The 18,356-nt window shown below is 69.6% G+C and carries 19 protein-coding genes and 1 pseudogene; 13 read left to right on the plus strand and 7 right to left on the minus strand.

All coding sequences use genetic code 11. The annotated features are described in order from the left end of the window. Nucleotides 1-79: 79 nt before the first annotated feature. From FRANCCI3_RS11160 to FRANCCI3_RS11180, 5 genes and pseudogenes are all read right to left on the minus strand, one after another. Nucleotides 80-1,537: an HNH endonuclease signature motif containing protein gene (locus FRANCCI3_RS11160; protein ID WP_011436637.1), complete on the minus strand. Its 1,458-nt coding sequence runs from the start codon at nt 1,535-1,537 to the stop codon at nt 80-82. Between the two features lie 101 nt (nt 1,538-1,638). Continuing rightward, nucleotides 1,639-2,049 (minus strand): annotated as a pseudogene (locus FRANCCI3_RS11165) (MFS transporter); the annotation flags it as partial. Between the two features lie 211 nt (nt 2,050-2,260). Further along, on the minus strand, nt 2,261-2,557 hold the full coding sequence (locus tag FRANCCI3_RS11170; protein ID WP_011435493.1) for a hypothetical protein: 297 nt from the start codon (nt 2,555-2,557) through the stop codon (nt 2,261-2,263). A 302-nt stretch (nt 2,558-2,859) separates the two neighbouring features. Beyond that, entirely contained in the window at nt 2,860-3,348 is a 489-nt protein-coding gene (locus FRANCCI3_RS11175) for a MarR family winged helix-turn-helix transcriptional regulator (RefSeq protein WP_011436639.1), read from the minus strand. 32 nt (nt 3,349-3,380) lie between these two features. Continuing rightward, a complete protein-coding gene (locus FRANCCI3_RS11180) occupies nt 3,381-3,938 on the minus strand; it encodes a GNAT family N-acetyltransferase (protein WP_011436640.1) in 558 nt (185 codons plus the stop codon). A 574-nt stretch (nt 3,939-4,512) separates the two neighbouring features. On the opposite strand from FRANCCI3_RS11180, the gene FRANCCI3_RS11185 reads away from it, so the two are divergent. The 5 genes from FRANCCI3_RS11185 to FRANCCI3_RS11205 are packed head-to-tail and all read left to right on the plus strand — an operon-like array spanning nt 4,513 to nt 7,621. Further along, nucleotides 4,513-4,857, plus strand: coding sequence for an SHOCT domain-containing protein (locus tag FRANCCI3_RS11185; protein ID WP_011436641.1), 345 nt, complete (start codon nt 4,513-4,515; stop codon nt 4,855-4,857). A gap of 60 nt (nt 4,858-4,917) precedes the next feature. After that, complete coding sequence (locus FRANCCI3_RS11190) at nt 4,918-5,673, plus strand: PspA/IM30 family protein (RefSeq protein ID WP_011436642.1); 756 nt, start codon at nt 4,918-4,920, stop codon at nt 5,671-5,673. Further along, complete coding sequence (locus FRANCCI3_RS11195) at nt 5,670-5,951, plus strand: PspA-associated protein PspAA (protein ID WP_011436643.1); 282 nt, start codon at nt 5,670-5,672, stop codon at nt 5,949-5,951. Before FRANCCI3_RS11190 ends, FRANCCI3_RS11195 begins: the two co-directional genes overlap by 4 nt. A gap of 55 nt (nt 5,952-6,006) precedes the next feature. Further along, complete coding sequence (htpX, locus tag FRANCCI3_RS11200) at nt 6,007-6,975, plus strand: zinc metalloprotease HtpX (protein WP_011436644.1); 969 nt, start codon at nt 6,007-6,009, stop codon at nt 6,973-6,975. Between the two features lie 49 nt (nt 6,976-7,024). Continuing rightward, a complete protein-coding gene (locus FRANCCI3_RS11205) occupies nt 7,025-7,621 on the plus strand; it encodes a PspA-associated protein PspAB (RefSeq protein WP_011436645.1) in 597 nt (198 codons plus the stop codon). A gap of 21 nt (nt 7,622-7,642) precedes the next feature. Here FRANCCI3_RS11205 and FRANCCI3_RS11210 read toward each other — a convergent pair whose 3' ends face one another. Then, a complete protein-coding gene (locus FRANCCI3_RS11210) occupies nt 7,643-8,569 on the minus strand; it encodes a M56 family metallopeptidase (protein WP_011436646.1) in 927 nt (308 codons plus the stop codon). Then, on the minus strand, nt 8,566-8,967 hold the full coding sequence (locus FRANCCI3_RS11215; RefSeq protein ID WP_011436647.1) for a BlaI/MecI/CopY family transcriptional regulator: 402 nt from the start codon (nt 8,965-8,967) through the stop codon (nt 8,566-8,568). Before FRANCCI3_RS11215 ends, FRANCCI3_RS11210 begins: the two co-directional genes overlap by 4 nt. Before the next feature lie 263 nt (nt 8,968-9,230). On the opposite strand from FRANCCI3_RS11215, the gene FRANCCI3_RS11220 reads away from it, so the two are divergent. From FRANCCI3_RS11220 to FRANCCI3_RS11255, 8 genes are all read left to right on the plus strand, one after another. Next, a complete protein-coding gene (locus FRANCCI3_RS11220; RefSeq protein ID WP_011436648.1) occupies nt 9,231-10,202 on the plus strand; it encodes an ABC transporter ATP-binding protein in 972 nt (323 codons plus the stop codon). Continuing rightward, nucleotides 10,199-11,086, plus strand: a complete 888-nt coding sequence (locus tag FRANCCI3_RS11225; RefSeq protein ID WP_011436649.1) for an ABC transporter permease — start codon at nt 10,199-10,201, stop codon at nt 11,084-11,086. The genes FRANCCI3_RS11220 and FRANCCI3_RS11225 overlap by 4 nt, the downstream gene beginning before the upstream one ends. Nucleotides 11,087-11,091: 5 nt before the next feature. Beyond that, a complete protein-coding gene (locus FRANCCI3_RS11230) occupies nt 11,092-11,568 on the plus strand; it encodes a hypothetical protein (protein WP_011436650.1) in 477 nt (158 codons plus the stop codon). Nucleotides 11,569-11,868: 300 nt separating this feature from the next. Next, a complete protein-coding gene (locus FRANCCI3_RS11235) occupies nt 11,869-13,785 on the plus strand; it encodes a hydantoinase/oxoprolinase family protein (protein WP_011436651.1) in 1,917 nt (638 codons plus the stop codon). Between the two features lie 17 nt (nt 13,786-13,802). Then, a complete protein-coding gene (locus FRANCCI3_RS11240) occupies nt 13,803-14,141 on the plus strand; it encodes an acetone carboxylase subunit gamma (protein ID WP_035734323.1) in 339 nt (112 codons plus the stop codon). A 4-nt stretch (nt 14,142-14,145) separates the two neighbouring features. After that, nucleotides 14,146-16,272: a hydantoinase/oxoprolinase family protein gene (locus tag FRANCCI3_RS11245; protein ID WP_011436653.1), complete on the plus strand. Its 2,127-nt coding sequence runs from the start codon at nt 14,146-14,148 to the stop codon at nt 16,270-16,272. Between the two features lie 29 nt (nt 16,273-16,301). Next, nucleotides 16,302-17,369 carry an NAD(P)-dependent alcohol dehydrogenase gene (locus FRANCCI3_RS11250; protein WP_011436654.1) on the plus strand — a complete coding sequence of 356 codons (1,068 nt, stop codon included), beginning with the start codon at nt 16,302-16,304 and terminating at the stop codon, nt 17,367-17,369. Nucleotides 17,370-17,503: 134 nt separating this feature from the next. Continuing rightward, the gene (locus FRANCCI3_RS11255; protein ID WP_011436655.1) at nt 17,504-18,187 is read left to right on the plus strand and encodes a GPR1/FUN34/YaaH family transporter; all 684 of its coding nucleotides are present in this window, start codon (nt 17,504-17,506) and stop codon (nt 18,185-18,187) included. The last annotated feature ends 169 nt before the right edge of the window (nt 18,188-18,356 follow it).

Below are 18,356 nucleotides of genomic sequence, written 5' to 3' on the forward strand. Positions count from 1 at the left end.
TCTGGGCCGTGGCCGGCTGCGGTCGGCTGAGCCACTGCTTTCGTCTCGCTGCTCGCCTGAATCCAGGGCGAAGCGATGGTTATCCGCCTGGCGCGGTGTGTAGGAGGTCGGCGGTATGTCGTGAATAGGGGTTGCGGCGGGGTTTTCGTGCCAGGTCGATCCAGGGTGGAGGAAGGAACTCGGGCCGGCGGTCGGGGCCGAGCCGGACGGTCCAACCCTGGTGGTGCACGAACCGGTGATGATATCCGCACAGCAAGACCAGATTGTCGAGCGAGGTTTCTCCGCCGTCTATCCAATGACGAACATGGTGAATTTCACACCACGACGACGGGCGGTCACATCCCGGATATGCGCAGCAGACATCGCGGGCGATGACGGCGCGACGCAGATCCGCCGGTGCGCTCCGGTAGGCACGACCGACATCCAACGGAACGCTGGCCGCATCGAACAGCACCCGGCCGACCGAGGCGTCACAGGCCAGGCGGCGCAGCACACCGGCCGGCAGCGGCTGACCCCAGCCGGTCGAGGCCGGAGGCCCGCCGTGGCCGAGCAGCGCCGCCCACGGCACGGTCACCGTCAGATGCGGGCGCACCCCACCGGTCACGGGCAGAACGCCGGCACCGAGCACGCGGTGGAACAGCTCGACGAAGGCGTCGGCACGCCGCCGCGCCGGGGAACGCGGATCGGCGGTGCCGTCATCGCCGGGGCGGGGTCCGGCCAGCGGATCCAACGCCGAACGCAGCAGGGCGGCGGCTTCGGCATCAAGGGTGCCGCTGATCCGCGTGGTCCCGCCCGGCAGGTCGGTCAACCACAGACCCCGCCGGTCGGCAGGATCACTACCGGGACCCGGCCTACCGTCCCGGTCGCCCGCATCGCTCTGGTCGCCCGCATCGCTCTGGCTGTCCGGGTCGTTGTGGTGACCGGTGTCGGTGGGCCCGTCGCCGCCGGGGCTGGTATCGATCTGGGTGAGCTGTTCGCGCAGGTGCCGGCCGAGACGGGCCAGCTCCGCGGGGTCGAACATCCAGGCCAGCTCCAGCAGCGAAGCCTCCGCGGCGGTATACACCTCGGCGCCGAGGCCACGCGGCAGAGAACGCAGCGCCAGGTGGATCTCCCATGCTTGCTCTACAGTGATCACACCGGCGGTCAGGGCAGCGCCGGTCGCGGCCAGCGGGCCATCCACGGCAATCGCGAGATCAAGCAGACGCCGGGCGTCAACGGGACGCATCCGCAGCCGTTCCCGCAGCAACGCTGCCGTACCGGCCGCGCCCTCCCGCGCGGCCAGGTTCCGCCCATGAGCCTCCCGCGCCAGCGCGAGCCGCACCGCGGCAAGGCGGGCCAGCTCCACCGAACAGTCGTCCAGGGCGCCGTACAACTCGGCGTCCGACAACGACCACACCGGCGCCTCTACCAGGCCACCCACCTGCCCGGCCACCCCCACCAACCCGGACAGCACCCGATGCTGCCCGGTGGCGGGATCGGTGGCGGGATCGGTGGCGGGATCGGTGGCGGGATCGGTGGCGGGATCGGTGGCGGTCATGGATCAAGCGTAGATCACCCCACCTCGGATGTCGAACCTATGTTCGATTACCGTTACTCGGTGCTGTGGTTGCCGAGCGGGCAGGAAGGCCGTTTCGTTGTGGCCGGCAGCGCCGGCAGGGCGACCGCGAGCGTCGCGACCCCGATCGGCACGTTGATGAAGATCCAGCGCCAGCTTGCGGTGTCGGTGAGGACGCCGCCGAGCACCTGGCCGATCGAGGCACCGGCGGCACCGGTGAAGCTGAAGACGGCGATCGCCCTGGCCCGCTGCCCGGGCTCGGCGAACAGTGTCCCCAGGATGCCCAGGCTGACGGCGGCGGCCATCGCGCCGCCGATCCCCTGCAGGAAACGCGCGAGGATCAGCATCGCGGGGCTGCCGGCCGCTCCCGCGAGAGCCGAGGCCGCGGTGAACACCGCGGTGCCGGACAAGAACATGCGCCGCCGGCTGATGAGGTCGCTAAGCCGTCCGGCCAGCAGCAGACTTCTGAAGGCGATCAGGTACGCAAGTAGTACGTCGTAGCAACGCCTGATCTACAGGGTAGAGAAAAGTTGCGATGACCCCAGATGTGGCAGGGGACCCCAGCGAGGCCCGCATGCTCGGGGCTTCGCCGGGGTCCCAAGGGCCAGCCGACGGAGGGTTTGGAGTCAACCCCGCCGGCTGGGGCTCAGATGCACTGACCTCGAACCCGAGATCACGGGATCATCATGGCCATACAGGTCGTGGTCAGGTCAGGCGCCACGTGGCATAGCTACGCGCCAGGGCGGCTCGGTTCTGAGCGGCAAGGCTGTCCGACTGCGCCGCTCGCATGCTCCACAGTCCCGCCACGTGGCAGGCGAAGGCGGTCCGGTCCTCGTCGGTGCCGCCAGCCCAGCAGTCCAGCCCCGCCGCCCACTGCTCGGCCTGCTGGGGGGTATGTCCGGCGCCAATGAGACGGATCACCATGAACGCGGCGTCTACCCAGCCGGCACCCTGCGCCGGCCAGCCCCAGTCGACCACCCAGACACGGTCCTCTCTGATCATGAACTAGTGGGCATGAAGGTCGGTGTGAATCAGCCGGTTCCCGGCCACGGCGTCGACTACAGCGCCCGCGTGGACGGCCGCGGTGGCTACGTCCCAATCGGGGAAAACTCTAGCTGGAAGCGTTTACTTGGGGACCCGGCTGCCCTTGTTCTCGTCGCCGTCCTTGCCGCTTGCCGAGCAGTTGCCCTCGTGAGAAACCCAGGTCGCTCTGAATGGCCGGCGTCGCCACGGTCACGACGCTGCCGTCCTGAACGATCATCAGCTGGAAGATGCGGCGGCGGTGGAAGGCGTGGCTCTCGTGGCTACTGAGCCCGCTGGCGGGCCCGCCGGACCGGCTGAGGGCTCTTCGCTGGTCCGGCCAGATGCCCCTCGATCAAGCGGTTCATCGCCCGCAGGAAGACCTCCCGCTCCTTGGTGGGAAGCGCCGCCAACGCCTCCTCATGGACCCGATCGACGATCTCCTGGCTCCGCGCGGCGATCCGCGCGCCCGCCTCGGTGACCGCGATGATCCGAGCCCGCCGGTCCCTGGCGGAGGGCCGACGTTCGGCGAGGCCGGCCTTCTCCAAGGCGTCCACGGTGACCACCATCGTTGTCTTGTCCATGTCGCCGATCTCGGCGAGCTGGATCTGGGTGCGCTCCTCCTCCAGGGCATGCACCAGCACGCAGTGCATGCGTGCGGTGAGACCGATCTCGGCGAGCGCGGCCGCCATCCGGGTCCGCAGGGCATGACTGGCGTGGTCCAGCAGGAACGACAAGTCTGGTCCGGCGCGGGAGGGTGCCATGGCGGTCATGCCCGCAGCCTAACGACTAGGTCCGTCGCGGATTATCCGTAAGCTTGCTGTCGAGTGGTTGGGGTGACCCAGCCGGCCCGGCTGACCGCGTAGACGGCATGGGCCTCGTCGTGGAGGAACTCGCTGCGGACGTATGCCATGCCGAGGCGTTCGGCGACCCGGACAGACGCGGCGTTGGCCGGGACGATGACCGAGACGACCTCGGTGAGGTCGGGGCGCTGGGCGAACACCCAGGTCAGTGCCGCGGTGGCGGCCTCGGTGGCATAGCCGCGCCCCCAGCGGTCCCGGCGCAGGAACCAGACGGCCTCGATGCCCGGCCAGCCGGGTTCGGTCCACAGCCCCGCCTGGCCGACGAGCTGCCCGCTCGCCTTCTCGACAACCGACCACGGACCTACGCCGGTCAGCACCCAGCAGCCCATGCAGCCGGCCAGGGCATGCCAGACGCCGTCCGGGTCGGTCGGCCGGTGGAAGTAGCGGGTGAACTCGGGATCGGACCAGATCTCGGTGTAGCCGGCGACGTCGTCGTTGTGGATGGGCCGCAGGACGAGCCGGTCCGTCGTGAGAAGGGGAATGATCGTGGTCAGACTCATCGTGTCCGGTAGTTTGCCGGAAGCGTGCGGCACGCCGCGAGAAAGGCGGCGACCGTGGGTTGTGAGGCGGACCGTGGGTTGTGAGGCGGACCGTGGGACCCGCGCGCGAGCCACCGGCTGGATAGCCACGGGTCGTGGCTCTGTTCTGTCTGCTGCACGGAGCCTGGCACGACGCCACGTGCTGGGAGCCCCTCGGAGCGCAACTGCGGGCGCGGGGACATCGGGTGGTGGCACCGGATCTGCCGTTGCACAACCCGGCCACGACGTACGAGGAACGCATCCGCCCGGCGCTCGCCGCCCTCGATGTGGCCATCGTGGCCGCCGGACCCGGGGCGCTCGCGGTACGCCTCTGCCCGCGGCCTGTGCCCCGCGGCCCAGTTCGCCCGGGACGGGTCAGACCATCGCCGGTCGTGTGGACGGCGGCGCCAGGGGCATTCCCCCAGCACAGGCCGGTCGTCGGCCAGGTCCGGGACGAACGGCCCTCGTTCCATCGCCCCTCGGAACGAAGGTCGAGGAGCGGCAGGCCGCCAATGATATCGAACCGCCGAGGGTATCGAGATCGAAGGAGATCACGATGATGATCTGGGATGGGCACACCTGGGGCTGGGGCGGCTGGCTGCTGATGTCGTTCAGCATGGTCGTCTTCTGGGGGCTGGTGATCGGGGTACTGGTTGCTCTCCTGCGCGCGGGCCGCGGCGGCGGGCCGGGTACGTCGGCCGAACCGCCCGGAGTGGAACGGCCCGGTACCGAACGGCCCGGTACCGAACGGCCCGGTACCGAACGGCCCGGCGAGCGGTCGGCCGAGCGGATCCTCGCCGAGCGTTACGCCCGCGGTGAGATCGATGAGGCGGAGTACCACCGCCGCCTGGACGTGTTGCGTGAACGGCCCGGCCCGACGGATCTCACCAGGGCTGGCTGACCGTCGGCTGACCGGCGAGATCGGAGAGGGACCGACGGGATCGGGGGAGGGAAGGCGTCGATGAGCCTGAGCAGGCGGCTGGCGTTGGTGTTCCGGGCCAAGGCCAGCAGGATGTTGGACCGCGCCGAGGATCCGCGTGAGGTTCTCGACTATTCCTACGCTCGGCAGCTCGAGCTGCTGGCGCAGGTCCGCCGCGGGGTCGCGGACGTCGCTACCAGCCGGAAGCGGCTGGAGCTCCAGGTCGAACAGCTACGGGCGGCCGCCGAGCGGCTGTCCGGACAGGCCCGCCAAGCGGTCGCCGCGGGCCGCGACGACCTGGCCAGGGAGGCCCTCGGTCGCCGGGCCGGGGTGGCCGCGCAGTTGGAGGATCTGCGGGAGCAGCATGCGTCGCTGCGAGCGGAGGAGGACCGGTTGACGCTGGCGGCGCGGCGGCTGGCGGCCCAGCTCGAGGCGTTCCGGACCAGGAAGGAGACCGTGAAGGCGACGTACACCGCGGCGGAGGCGCAGACGAAGATCGGCGAGGCGCTGGCGGGGGTCTCCGAGGAGATGGGCGACGTCGGCCTGGCAATCCAGCGGGCCGAGGACAGGACCGAGCAGATGCAGGCCAGGGCCGGCGCGATCGACGAACTACTCGCCTCCGGCGCCTTGGAGACGGCGGCCGGTGGCCCGCGCGGCGACATCCAGGCCGAGCTGGACCGGCTGTCCGCGACCGCCGACATCGATCAGGATCTGGCCGAGATCAAAAGCGCCATGCCCGCGCGGGCGATTGGCGGCCGCCCGCCGGCCGACGCCGCTCGACCGGAGGAGCGGCCGTGATCGTGCGCATTCTGGGTGAGGGCCAGTTCGACCTGCCCGCAACCGACCTGGAGGCCCTCAACGAGCTGGATGACGTGCTGCTGACGGCCGTCGAGGCCGGTGACGAGCCGGCATTCCAGGAAGCCTTGACGAGGCTGCTCGAACGGGTCCGGACCCGCGGCCGCGCGGTGCCGGCGGACCAGCTGGAGCCATCGGAGCTGGTGCTGCCGCGCGCCGACACCGGGCTGGCGGAGGTCCGCGGACTGCTCGGCGACGAAGGCCTGATTCCCGGCTCCTGATTTCTGGCGGCCGAGCCCCGACCGACGAGGTGACGATGGTGAGGTGACGATGGTGATGACGCGTGTGCCGCGGCGGTTCGCCCTGGACCGGGGACTGTCGGCCCGGATGGTGCTGACCGTCTTCCTGCTCGGGTTGGTCTACGTCGCCTTCATCGCCGTCCTGATCGCCGTCGGAGTGTCACCGGTCCTGGTCGTCGCGATCGCCGGCGGGCTGCTCGCCGCCCAGTACTGGTTCTCGGACCGCATCGCGCTGTACGCGACCGGTGGGCGCATCGTCAGCCCGGCGCAGGAGCCGCGGCTGCACGGCGTCGTGGATCGGCTCTGCGCGCTGTCCGACCTACCGAAGCCCGTGGTGGCGGTCGCGGACACCGACCTGCCGAACGCGTTCGCCACCGGCCGGACCCCGAAACGCGCCGTCGTCTGCGTGACGACCGGGCTGCTGCGCAGGCTGGAGGTCGACGAGCTGGAGGGGGTGCTGTCCCACGAGCTGTCCCACGTCGCGCACCGGGACGTGGCCGTCATGACCGTCGCGTCGTTTCTCGGGGTGCTCGCCGGTCTGGTCACCCGATTCGGTCTCTACTCCGGGATGGCCGGCGGCTTCGGCCGGTCCGACGGCGGTGACGGCGGTGACGGCGGTGACGATGACGAGGACAGCGGCGCCCTCGTCGTGCTCGTCGTTGTGGTCGTCTCCGCCGCCGTCTACGCGCTGTCGTTCCTGCTGACCAGGGCGCTGTCGCGGTACCGGGAGCTCGCCGCCGACCGGTCCGGGGCGATCCTCACCGGCCAGCCGGCCGCGCTCGCCGCCGCGCTCACCAAGGTCACCGGCGAGATCTCCCGGATCCCGACCCGCGACCTGCGGGCCGCCGAACCGTTCAACGCCTTCTTCTTCGCTCCCGCGCTGGCGAACGGCGTCAGCCTGTCCTCGTTGTTCTCGACCCATCCGCCGCTGGATGCCCGCCTGGCCCAGCTTGCCCGGCTGGCCGCCCAGTTCGGTGAGCCCGCCCAGTTCGGTGAGCCCGGGTAGTTCGGTGACCCGGGTAGTTCGGTGACCCGGGTAGAAAGCAGGCCGGATCATGCGGATCCTCGACGTGCTTCTCGGCCGGACCCGGCCCGTCCCGCCGGACCTCGACCGGCTGTTCACGCTCCCAGCCGCCGCCGTCATCCTGCAGGCCGCCAGCTCATGGCGACCGACCGGGGTCGGAGCGGTCTGTGTCAAACCCGCGTCAGGCGGCGCGTTCACCGGGGTAGCGCAGGAGATCGACCGGCTGCTGAGCATGGACGGCGGCCGGTACGAGCGGCGCACGGACAGCTTCGGGTACAGCTGGCTGCTGCGACGGACCGGCGAGCAGGACCTCGCTGGCCTGGTCACCGACCTGCACGCGGCGAATGCCACGGTGCGCGACGCCGGCTTCGGCCCGGCACTGCTGTGCACCGTCGTCGGGTTCACCGACGGCAGCAGGCCGATGGGGCTGATCTACCTCTACAAACGCGGCACCTGGTACCCGTTCGTGCCGGCCGGTGACCAGCGTCGGGACAATCCGGCCGAGCTGGAGGTACGGGAGATGCTGGCGGGTGAGCTCCCGATCGAACCGGACCTGTCCCGTTGGTTTCCCCTGTGGGGAGCGCCCGGCATCGACGCGCCGGGTCGCGACCCCGACACGCACGGGTGACCTCGTCGGCTTTTCGTCCGGTCAGGATCGGTGCGCATAGGCTGCCTGCGCGTGTTCAAAGCGGTGCTCGGTGGTGTGGGCGGTGTCGGCGGCGGCGGCGGCCGTGGCCAGGACGAGCGCGGCGAGGGCAACGGCCAGGGCGGGGCGTGGTTTGGGAGGCGGGTCCAGCAGCGCCCGCGCCCGGTGGGTGAGGTCGGTGTGCACGGCGCCGAGTGCCGAGGTCGGAGTGGTCGGCATGCCGGTGCGGGCGAGGCCGGCGCGGGCCAAGGCCCGGGCGACCACAGCGCGATCTTCGGTGACAGCGGCGGCGTCTTCGTCGGCCCAGCGTTCGACGGCGAGGCGCACGGCGGCGGCGGGTGTCCGCAGCAGCGGGTTGGCGGCGGCGGCGAGGTCGGCGAGCTGGGTGTAGGCGTGGTGGCGGTGATGCAGGTGGGAGCGTTCATGGGCGAGTAGCACGCGGCGTTCGTCGGCGGGCAGCGCGCGCAGCATGGCGGTGGACACCACGATCCGGCCGGTCAGTCCGGGCAGCGTGTAGGCGTCGGGGTGGTCGTCCTCGACGATGACGAGGCCGGTAGGCGACGGTCCGAGCCGCCGGCAGGTGAGTTCCGCGGCGGCGAGGTCCTGGCCGAGGGCGGCGGCGCGCCGGGCGGCGGCGGCGAGCAGCCCGACGACGACGGCGGCCGGCACCAGCCCGGCCGCGGCGGGTAGCGGGTCGTGGCCGCGGATCATGGTGGCCGACCAGTGCCCGACCGCGGTGAGCAGGGGCAGCTGGGCGAGCAGGGTGAAGGCGGCGACGGCCAGGACGAATCCGGTGGCCAACGCGGTGACCAGACAGGCCAGGGTCAGCAGCCGGGTGGCGGCGGCGGGCGGCAACCGCCGGCCGAGCCAGCCGCCGCTGACGGCCAGCAGCAGGTTCGTGGCCAACGGGATCAGCGCGACGGCCGTCATAGCCCCTGCCCGCCGTCCGTCTCTGACCGCGGGTGGTGGCTGGCGAGGATGTCGGCGAGGAGTTGTTCGTCTTCGGGACGCAGATCCGCGACGAAGCGGGCCAGGGCTTCAGCCCGGTTGGCGCCAGCGCCGAGCAGGCGGGTCATCTGGCGGGCGGTGAGTGCGGCGTCGAGGGTTTCCGGTTCGGCGGCCAGCGTGTAGGCGTAGGAGCGGCCGGCGGGCTGCCGGGTGAGTGCGCCCTTGTCGTGCAGCCGGGCCAGCGTGGTCATCACGGTGGTGTAGGCCAGCGGCTCGCCGAGTTCGGCGAGCGTCTCGGTCGGGGTGAGCGGCCGGCCGGCCGCCGCGATCGCGGCGAGCACCTCTCGTTCGAGCGCTCCCGGCTCCCGCCGCTTCGCCATCCGTTGCCCTCCTCGCGGCTGTCGCTCGCGGCTGTCGCTCGCGGCTGTCGCTCGCGGCTGTCGCTTGCGACCACTCACTACTATCGCGTTGATAGTACGAACGGTCGAGTGGTACAGGCCTGCCCTGGCCCGCTGCCGACCATCCGCGTAGCGGGCCTCTCGGTGGCACTGGATCGGTCTCCACCCGGCCCGGCCCTTGCCGCCTGCCGCGCACCCGCGCGTCTACTATTCATCGAGTAGTAGATATCTTGAGGGAGGGACGTATGGCGGCTGGCGTACCGGCGGTGGAGGCCACCGGCCTGGTGAAACGCTTCGGCGGTCTCACTGCGGTGGATCATGTTGATCTGCGGGTGGACGTCGGGGAGGTCTACGGCATCCTCGGCCCGAACGGTGCCGGGAAGACGACGTTCCTGCGGATGCTGTTCGGGTTGATCCGCCCGGACGCCGGGGTGTTGCGGCTGTTCGGTCGCAGTTGGGCCCAGGCCGGCCCGGCGACATTGGACGGGGTCGCGGGGTTCATCGAGAGCCCCCGTTTCTATCCATATCTGTCCGGCCGGAGGAACCTGGAGCTGCTGGCCGGACTCGACGGCGGTGACGCCGACAGCCGGATCGACAGGGTCCTCGACCTGGTGGATCTTGCCGACCGGGCCGGGGACAAGGTCGGCGGCTACTCGTTCGGGATGCGTCAACGGCTCGGGGTGGCCGCCTCGCTGCTACGCGACCCGCGGCTGCTGGTGCTGGACGAGCCGGCCAACGGCCTGGACCCGGCCGGTATCCGCGACATGCGGGCCCTGGTCAAACGGCTCGCCGCGGGTGGGCTGACCGTGCTGCTCAGCAGCCACAACATGAACGAGGTCGAGGAGATCTGCGACAACGTCACGATCATGCGCACCGGCCGGGTGGTCTACCACGGCTCGATCGGCCAGCTGCGGGCCCAGGCGCCGGACCCGTCCCACCGGCTGGCGACCAGCGACGACGACCGGGCGCTGGAGCTGGCCGCCGACCATCCCGGCGTAGCCGTGTCGACTCACCCGGACGGCGGGCTGGCGCTGACCGCCCAGCCCGCGGCCGCGGACGCCTACATCATCGCTCTCGGCCGGGACGGTGTGGCCGTACGGACCCTCGGACTGGAGATCGCGCCACTGGAGTCGCTGTTCTTCATGTTCACCGAACCCGACCGGACCGCCGCCGACCTGCCAACCCAGCAGCACGCCCGCCTCGGAGCGACCCGGTGACCACGACAAGCACAGCCTCCGCGACGACCACCACGCCCCCGGCGACGGTCGGGGCACGTCCGGCCGGCCGCGGCCGGGTGACGAGCGCCTACCGGTGGGAGGTCACCAAGCTTGCCGCCCAGGCCCGCACCCGCGCGACGCTCGCCGTCTGCCTGCTCGCCCCGTGCGTGTTCGTCGTGCTGCTCGACCGCCAGGACCGTGTCCCGAAGGACACCCTGTACGGCCGGTGGGTGCACGCCAGCGGCTTCGCGACCCCGCTGCTCATCCTCGGCTTCGCCGCCCAATGGGTGTTCCCGCTGCTGACCAGCCTGGTGGCCGGGGACATCTTCGCCAGCGAGGACCAGCACGGCACCTGGAAGACGATCCTGACCCGCTCGCACAGCCGCACCCAGATCTTCTGGGCCAAGACGTTGGCCGCGGCGACGTTCGCGGTCCTTGTCCTCGCCGTTCTGGCGGCCAGCTGCCTGGCCGCCGGCGTCCTGCTCGTCGGTCACCAGCCGCTGGAAAGCCTCTCGGGCACCCTGCTGCCGCCCGGCCGGACCGCCGGGCTGGTGCTGGCCGCGTGGGCGACCGCGCTGCTGCCGCTACTCGGCTTCACCGCCCTCGGGATCATGCTGTCGGTGCTCACCCGCAGCAGCCCCGCCGGGATCGTCGGCCCGATCATCCTCGGGCTGCTCATGCAGCTCTACTCGTTCCTCAACGGCGCCGACGCGATCCGCCACCTGCTGCTGGTCACCCCGTTCGACGCCTGGCACGGCCTGCTGGCGGCGCACCCGTACTACGGGCCCCTGGGTCAGGGTGCGCTGGTCAGCGTCGGCTACATCGCGATCTGCCTGGCGGTCGCCTACACGGCGCTGCGTCGGCGCGACATCACCGGAGGCTGACCCCGATGCGACGACCTGCCCTCGTCCGACCTGCCCTCGTCCGACTGACCCGGGCGACGTCCGCCGTCAGCGCCGCGACCGCCCTGGCCGTCGCCCTGGCCGGTTGTGCCACCGACGTCACCCGGCCCCGCGTCGAAAACTCCCTCGGTCCCGTCTTCGCCAACCTCTACACCCACCAGCAGGCCCTGCTCGGTCACCCCGGCCTTACCCCGGCCGCCGTCGCCGCCAAGGCCAGTTGCGACAAAGGCGGCCCCCAGGTACCGGACCGGGGCGCCGGCAGCGACTGGATCTGCCAGCTCCGCTGGACCGACAGCGCCGGAAAGCCCCAGAACGGCAAGTTCGAGCTCCAGGTCCGCTCCAACGGCTGTTACCAGGCCGGCGGCCCATCTAAGCTTGTCGGTCCGCTAACCATCAAGGCCACCACGGGCACCTATGTGATCAACCCGGTGTTCGAGTTCGACGGCTGCTTCGACACCACCTGAATCGCGGGGCGTGGGGAGGCCCGGCCGGCACGGCCATCCCGGTGAGCGGGGCCGGCCGGCCCCGCGTCCCGCCCTCGGGCGCGAACCGATCAACCAGGAGAATAGCCCTTGGACGTAACCTATGGTATTCGTGAAACTACTAGATAGGACTACTGGCGAGGTTGGGCGTGGCTCTGGGCCAACAGCATTGCGTTTAACCACCCGATTTCTATCTCCCAGCCACCCCTAGGAGTGGTGCAACCACCCTTCGCTGGCTGCAAAGTTGTGACCCACTTCACGCAACGATGCAGCGGAGGGCCGATGGGAATCCTGGTCAATATCGACAACGGTGGCACGTTCACCGATGTGTGCGTGACGGACGGTGAGCGCATCGTGCATGCGAAGACGCCGACGACCCCGCACGATTTAACGCAGTGTTTCGTCGACGGGCTGCGGACAGCGTCCGACCGGCTGTATGGCGAGGAGGACACCGCTCGTCTGTTGCGCGAGACGGAGTACCTGCGCTATTCGACGACGTCGGGTACGAACGCCGTGGTCGAGCGGAAGGGCGCACCGGTCGCCCTGCTGGTCGACAGCGGTGCGGAGGAGGACGTCTACGGCATTGCGAACCTGGTCGACGCCTCGCTGTGGCAGGCGCTGGTGCCGCATTCTCCGGTCGGGATCACGGTGGGCGCCGACGGGTCGGTGGGCTTGGCGGAGTTCACGACGGCAATCAACGAACTGTTGGCGACGAGTACCTCGCGGATCGTGATCGCGCTGCGGAGCGCGGCGGCGGAGCGGGCGATCAAGAATCTGTTGTTGGAGCGGTACCCGCGGCATCTGCTGGGCGCGGTTCCGTTCACCCTGTCGCATGAGCTTGTGCACGACGTCGACGACGCGCGGCGGGTGCTGACCGCGGTGCTGAACTCCTACCTGCACCCGGGGATGGAGCACTTCCTCTACGGCGCGGAGAAGGCGTGCCGGGAGAACGGGCTGCCTCGCCCGCTGCTGATCTTCCGGAATGACGGGGACTCGGCCCGGGTGGCCAAGACCACGGCGTTGAAGACGTGGGGTTCCGGGCCGCGGGGTGGGCTGGAGGGCAGCGTCGCCTACGCCTCGCTCTACGGCGCGGACGTGCTGGTCGGGGTGGACGTGGGTGGCACCACGACCGACGTGTCGGTCGTGGTGGACAAGGCCCTGACGGTGCACGCGCACGGCCGGGTCGATTCGGCGCAGACCTCGCTGCCGATTCCGGACCTGAGCAGTATCGGGCTGGGTGGCAGTTCGGTGGTCCAGGTCGTCAACGGTCAGATTCAGATCGGTCCGCGCAGTGTGGGTGCCGCGCCCGGCCCGGCGTCTTTCGGCCGTGGTGGCACCGATGCGACGGTGACCGATGCCCTGCTGCTTGCCGGGGTGTTGGACCCGGACAACTATCTGGGTGGGGATCTGAAGTTGGACCCGGCCCGGGCGGAGCGGGCGTTGCTGACCCATGTCGGGGAGCCCCTGTCGTTGTCGGCGCAGGCCGCGGCGCTCGCGGTGTTGCGGGTGTTCGAGGAGCAGGCGGGGGCCGCGGTCAAGGAGATGATCTCCGCGGCGGGTCGTGAGCCGGGTGAGGCCACGCTGCTGGCCTTCGGTGGCGCCGGTCCGGTGCTTGCCTCGGGGATCGCGCGGGCGGCGGGGATCGCACGGGTGATCGTGCCGCATCTGTCGGCGGTGTTCAGCGCGTTCGGTATCGGTTTCAGCGGGTTGGCACACGAATACAGCGTGCCGATGCCGGGCGTCGACGTCGAGGTGAAGGCGGCCCGCGACGATCTGTTGACCCGCGCGCGGCGTGACATGTTCGGTGAAGGCGTGTCCATCGACGAATGCACTGTCGAGACCCGCGGCCGATTCATCGTCGACGGCGTGTTGCGGGACGAGACGTGGACCGACGGGTCGTCTCCCGGGCAGGCCGATCAGCTGGTGGTGCGGGCCTGGTATCCGCTGCCGACCTTCGAGCTGGTGGCCGACGAACACGGCACGGTCCAGCCGGCGGCCGCGGACGGATCGCGTCGTATCCATTTCGCTGACGGTAACGAGCAGGAGATTGCGGTCTACCGTCCGGAGAATCTGGAGCCGGGGCAGGGGGCCGCGGGGCCGGCGCTGGTCGCGGGTGACTATCTGACCTGTCTGATCGAGCCCGGGTGGGGGTTCCGGGTGAGCAGCAACTCTGACCTGATCCTGGAGGCCCAGCAGTGAGTGAGCAGCAGTCCACCGTGAACATCACCGAGTATCTCGCGATTAATCTGGCGACCGAGCGATGGACCTGCCGGGTGTGCGGGCATGACATCGCGAACGCCCGCGAGAACTACAAGACCGGGCTGCTGGTCCACAACCGTGACCCGCGGGAGATTCACCGGCCGATCCTGGACGAGAGCTACGAGTTCACCTACGCCCCCGACCCGGCCTGGTGCCGGATCGTCGAGTTCTACTGCCCGGGTTGCGGGACGCAGGTGGAGAACGAGTACCTGCCGCCTGGTCATCCGCTGACGCACGACCTCGAACTCGATATCGACGCGTTGAAGCGTCGCCACCTCAGCGCTGTGGAGGGCTAGGGACATGCGGCAGGTAAGTGTTGACATCGGTGGCACGTTCACCGACTGCTTTCTTGTTTACGACGACACCTACATCGAGGCGAAGTCGCTGACCACGCACCACAACCTCGCCTCCGGCTTCATGGATGCCCTGGCAAAGGCCAGTGCCCAGGCGGACCTGGATGTGCAGACGGTGCTCTCGACCGTCGACGCGGTGCGTTACGCCACGACCCTCGGGACGAACGCGCTCATCGAACGCAGCGGTCCGGCGGTCGGCATCCTCACCACCGCCGGTTTCGAATCGACCGTGCCGTTGATGCGGGCCCGTGGCTACGGCGACGGGCTGACCGAGGCCCAGCAGTCCGACCTGCCCGCCGCGGACCGGCCGGTGTCGCTGGTGCCGGTGACCCGGATCGCCGGCGTGCAGGAACGCGTCGACTACGGCGGCACGGCGGTGCTGTCCATCGACGAGGACGACGTGCGCCGCCAGGTGCGCAAGCTGGTGGACGAGGGCGCGCAGGCGTTCGTGGTCGCGCTGGTCAACGCGGTGATCAACCCGGCCCACGAGAAGGAAGTCGAGCGGATCATCCTCGACGAGTACCCCACGCACATGCTGGGGGCGATCCCGATCGTGCTGTCGCACCGGGTGACCGGCCGCAAGGGTGAGTACGCCCGGACCATGTCGGCGGTCATCGACGCCTACCTGCACAGCCAGATGTACCACGGGCTGGCGTCGCTGGAGATCGAGCTGCGCCGCAACGGCTACACCAAGCCGATGCTGCTGGTGCACAACACCAGCGGCATGGCCCAGCTGAACTCGACCTCCTCGCTGCAGACCATCCACTCCGGGCCGGTCGCCGGGCTGGAGGCCACCAACTACCTGTCGAAGACCTACCACCAGCCCAACATCATCGCCACCGACATGGGCGGCACCAGCTTCGACATCGGCCTGGTCACCTCCGACGGGGTGAAGTTCTACGACTTCAACCCGGTCATCGACCGCTGGCTCGTCTCCACCCCGATGACCTACCTGCACACCCTCGGCGCCGGCGGTGGCTCCATCGCCCGCTACGACCGCCTGTGGGAGGCCATCGAGGTCGGCCCGGAAAGCGCCGGTTCCGACCCGGGCCCGGCCTGCTACGGCCGGGGCGGGCGGTTCCCGACCACCACGGACGCGAACCTGGTGCTGGGCTACCTCGACGCGGACAACTACGCCGGTGGCACGATCAAGCTCAGCCTGCGCCGGGCGCAGCGGGCCATCGAGGAGCACATCTGCAAGCCCACCGGACTGAGCCTGATCGAGGCGGCGAAGGCGATCAAGCGCAAGGTGGACAGCAACATGGCCAACGCGATCTTCAAGGAGGTCGCGGTCAAGGGCTATAACCCGAAGAACTTCGTCGCGCTTAGCTACGGCGGCGGTGGTCCGCTGCACGCCTGCGGATACGCCAACACGCTGGGCATCCAGAATGTGCTGATCCCGCCGTTCAGCTCGGTGTTCTCCGCGCTGGGCGCCGGCAATATGAACCAGCTGCACATTCATGAGTACTCGCTGTACCTGATGGTCTACGACGCCACCACCCGCAGGATGTTGGACGACTTCCAGGTCTTCAACGACACGGTGACGGAACTTGCCGCGAAGGGCCGCGACGACCTCCTCCGCCAGGGCGCCGACCCCGCCAACATCCGCTCGCGGGTGGAGCTGGACATGCGCTACGGCAACCAGCTCGCCCAGATCGGGGTGGTGTCGCCGTTCGAGCGGCTCACCTCACACCGCGACGTGATCGAGCTGCTGGACCTGTTCAGCAGCATCTACGCCAAGCGGTACGGCGAAGGCAGCCAGGCGCCCGAGGCCGGTGTGCGCATCAACGTCATCCGCGTGGTCAGCTACGTCGAACGCGACAAGTTCGACCTGCAGCCCACCCAGGCCGAGCCGCGCCCCGCGTCGAACCCCGCCCGGTGGCGGGAATGCCACTACCCGGGCATCGACGGCGCGGTCAAGACTGCCGTCTACGACTTCGCCGACCTCGAAGAAGGCCACGTCATCGAGGGCCCCGCCCTGATCGAAACCCCGAGCACGACCTACCTCGCCGAACCCGGATGGCAGCTGACCATCGGCCGTACCGGCTCCGCGGTGCTCGTTCGGACCATCTGAGCGAGACGTGGGAAGCGAGGTTGGTAACCATGCCAGCCACCATGCAGGCACTGGCGTTTCTCGGCATCGGCAAGGCCGGCGTCATCGAGAAGCCCATACCGAAGCCAGGGCCAACTGACGCGATCGTACGGACAACATCGGCGCTTATCTGCACCTCCGATGTGCACACCGTCCGGGGCGCCATTCCCGTTCCCGAAGGCCGCGCTCTCGGGCACGAGGCGGTCGGTGTCGTCCACGACCTGGGCGCCGCGGTCACTGGATTCGAGGCCGGTGAGCGGGTAGCGGTCGGGGCGCTTACGCCGTGCTTTCACTGCGGCCCCTGCCAGCGGGGTTTCAGTACCCAGTGCCAGGGAATGCTCGGTGGGTACAAATTCACCACGCAGCGCGATGGCAACATGGCGGAGTACTTTCTCGTCAACAATGCGGCCGCCAACCTCGCTCGCATTCCGGCCGACCTGCCCGACGAGAAAGCCGTCTACGCGACCGACATGCTCTCCACCGGGTTCGGTGGCGCGGAGAACGCGCAGCTGCGGCTCGGTGAGTCCGTCGCGATCTTCGCTCAGGGGCCGGTAGGGTTATCCGCCACCATCGGCTGCCGGCTGCTCGGCGCCGGACTGATCATCGCCGTGGAAGGACGGCCCGAACGGCAGGAGCTGGCACGTCGATTCGGCGCGGACGTGGTCGTCGACCCCGCCGCTGGTGATGTGGTGAACCAGATCCTCGATCTCACCGGCGGCGTCGGCGTGGACGGCGCGATCGAGGCGCTCGGTCATCCGCAGACCTTCGAGGACTGCATCCGGGTGACCAAACCCGGTGGCCGGATATCGAATATCGGGTATCACGGTGAGAACCCGGCACCGCTGCAGATCCCGTTGGAACCGTTCGGCCTGGGTATGTCGGACAAGAAGATCCTGACGTCGCTCTGCCCAGGCGGAAGCGATCGGCTCGAGCGAATCTTCACCCTCATGCGTTCCGGCCGGGTGGATCCTACGCCGATGACGACCCATGAGTTCGGGTTCGACGAGATCGAACGTGCCTTCAGCATGATGGAAACCAAGGAGGACGGCGTCATCAAACCCCTCATCCGTTTCGCATAACCAGTAAAACCAGGAGGGCTGGGCGCTGCCCGGCGGTTCCGCCGCGGCCCGCCCGGCCCTCCGCCGCCCGTACCCGCAGCATGCCCGGCAGGCCGCCCGGTAGGCGGGCTGCCCGTTCAGGAGGTTTCATCCCGATGACCACCAGCACCGGCAGCGCCACCGTTTCCAGTCCCCAACAGCCATTACTGAACGAGAGCGAGGCCTTACCCGTCTCGTTACCCGCTCCGCCGCCCCTCAGCCCGCTGCGCGGCAACCCGGCCGTGTTCGGCCTCCCCACCGTCATCGCCGGGGCTTTCGGCCTCGGGCTGGTCGACACCGGCTGGCTTCCGCCCGCCGCGGCCGGCGCGGCACTGCCGATCATCCTGACCTCCGCCGCCGTCGGTCTCCTGGTCGCCGCGATCTGGGCGGCGGCGCTCGGGCAGAACCCCCTGGCCAGCCTGTTCGCGGTGTTCTTCGGGTTCTACGGCAGCTACGCCGCGTTTGGCCTCGGCCTCGGCCACAACTGGTACAACATCCCCGCCACCCAGATCACCAGAACCACCGAGCTGTGGCTGATCAGCTGGCTGGTCACCCTCGTCCTGGTCACCGTGGCCACCCTGCGCCTGCCCAGCAGTTTCACCCTGCTGCTCGGGTTCGCGGACGGCGCGCTGCTGCTGCTACTGCTCGGCACCATCAACACCAGCACCGCCCTCACCCACGCCGGCGGCTACCTGGTGTTCGGCTTCACCGCGGTAGCGGCCTACCTCTACCTCGCCGTCATGTCCGCCGAGACCGGCGGGAAGGGTCTGCCGCTCGGCAAGCCGGTCATCTCCGGATAACATGCTGCGATCCGATGGTCGTAGCTGGCCGGCTAGCGCGTATTGATGGAAAGTTCTTGTACTGAGCCGAACACGCCGTCAGGCTGATGGGAATCAGCAGGGTCGGCGTCATCAACCCCCTCGTCCGTTTCGCGTGGCCTGTGTCGGGCCTGGGAAGCCGCTCGCCCTC

This window comes from Frankia casuarinae, from assembly GCF_000013345.1.
GTDB lineage: Bacteria > Actinomycetota > Actinomycetes > Frankiales > Frankiaceae > Frankia > Frankia casuarinae.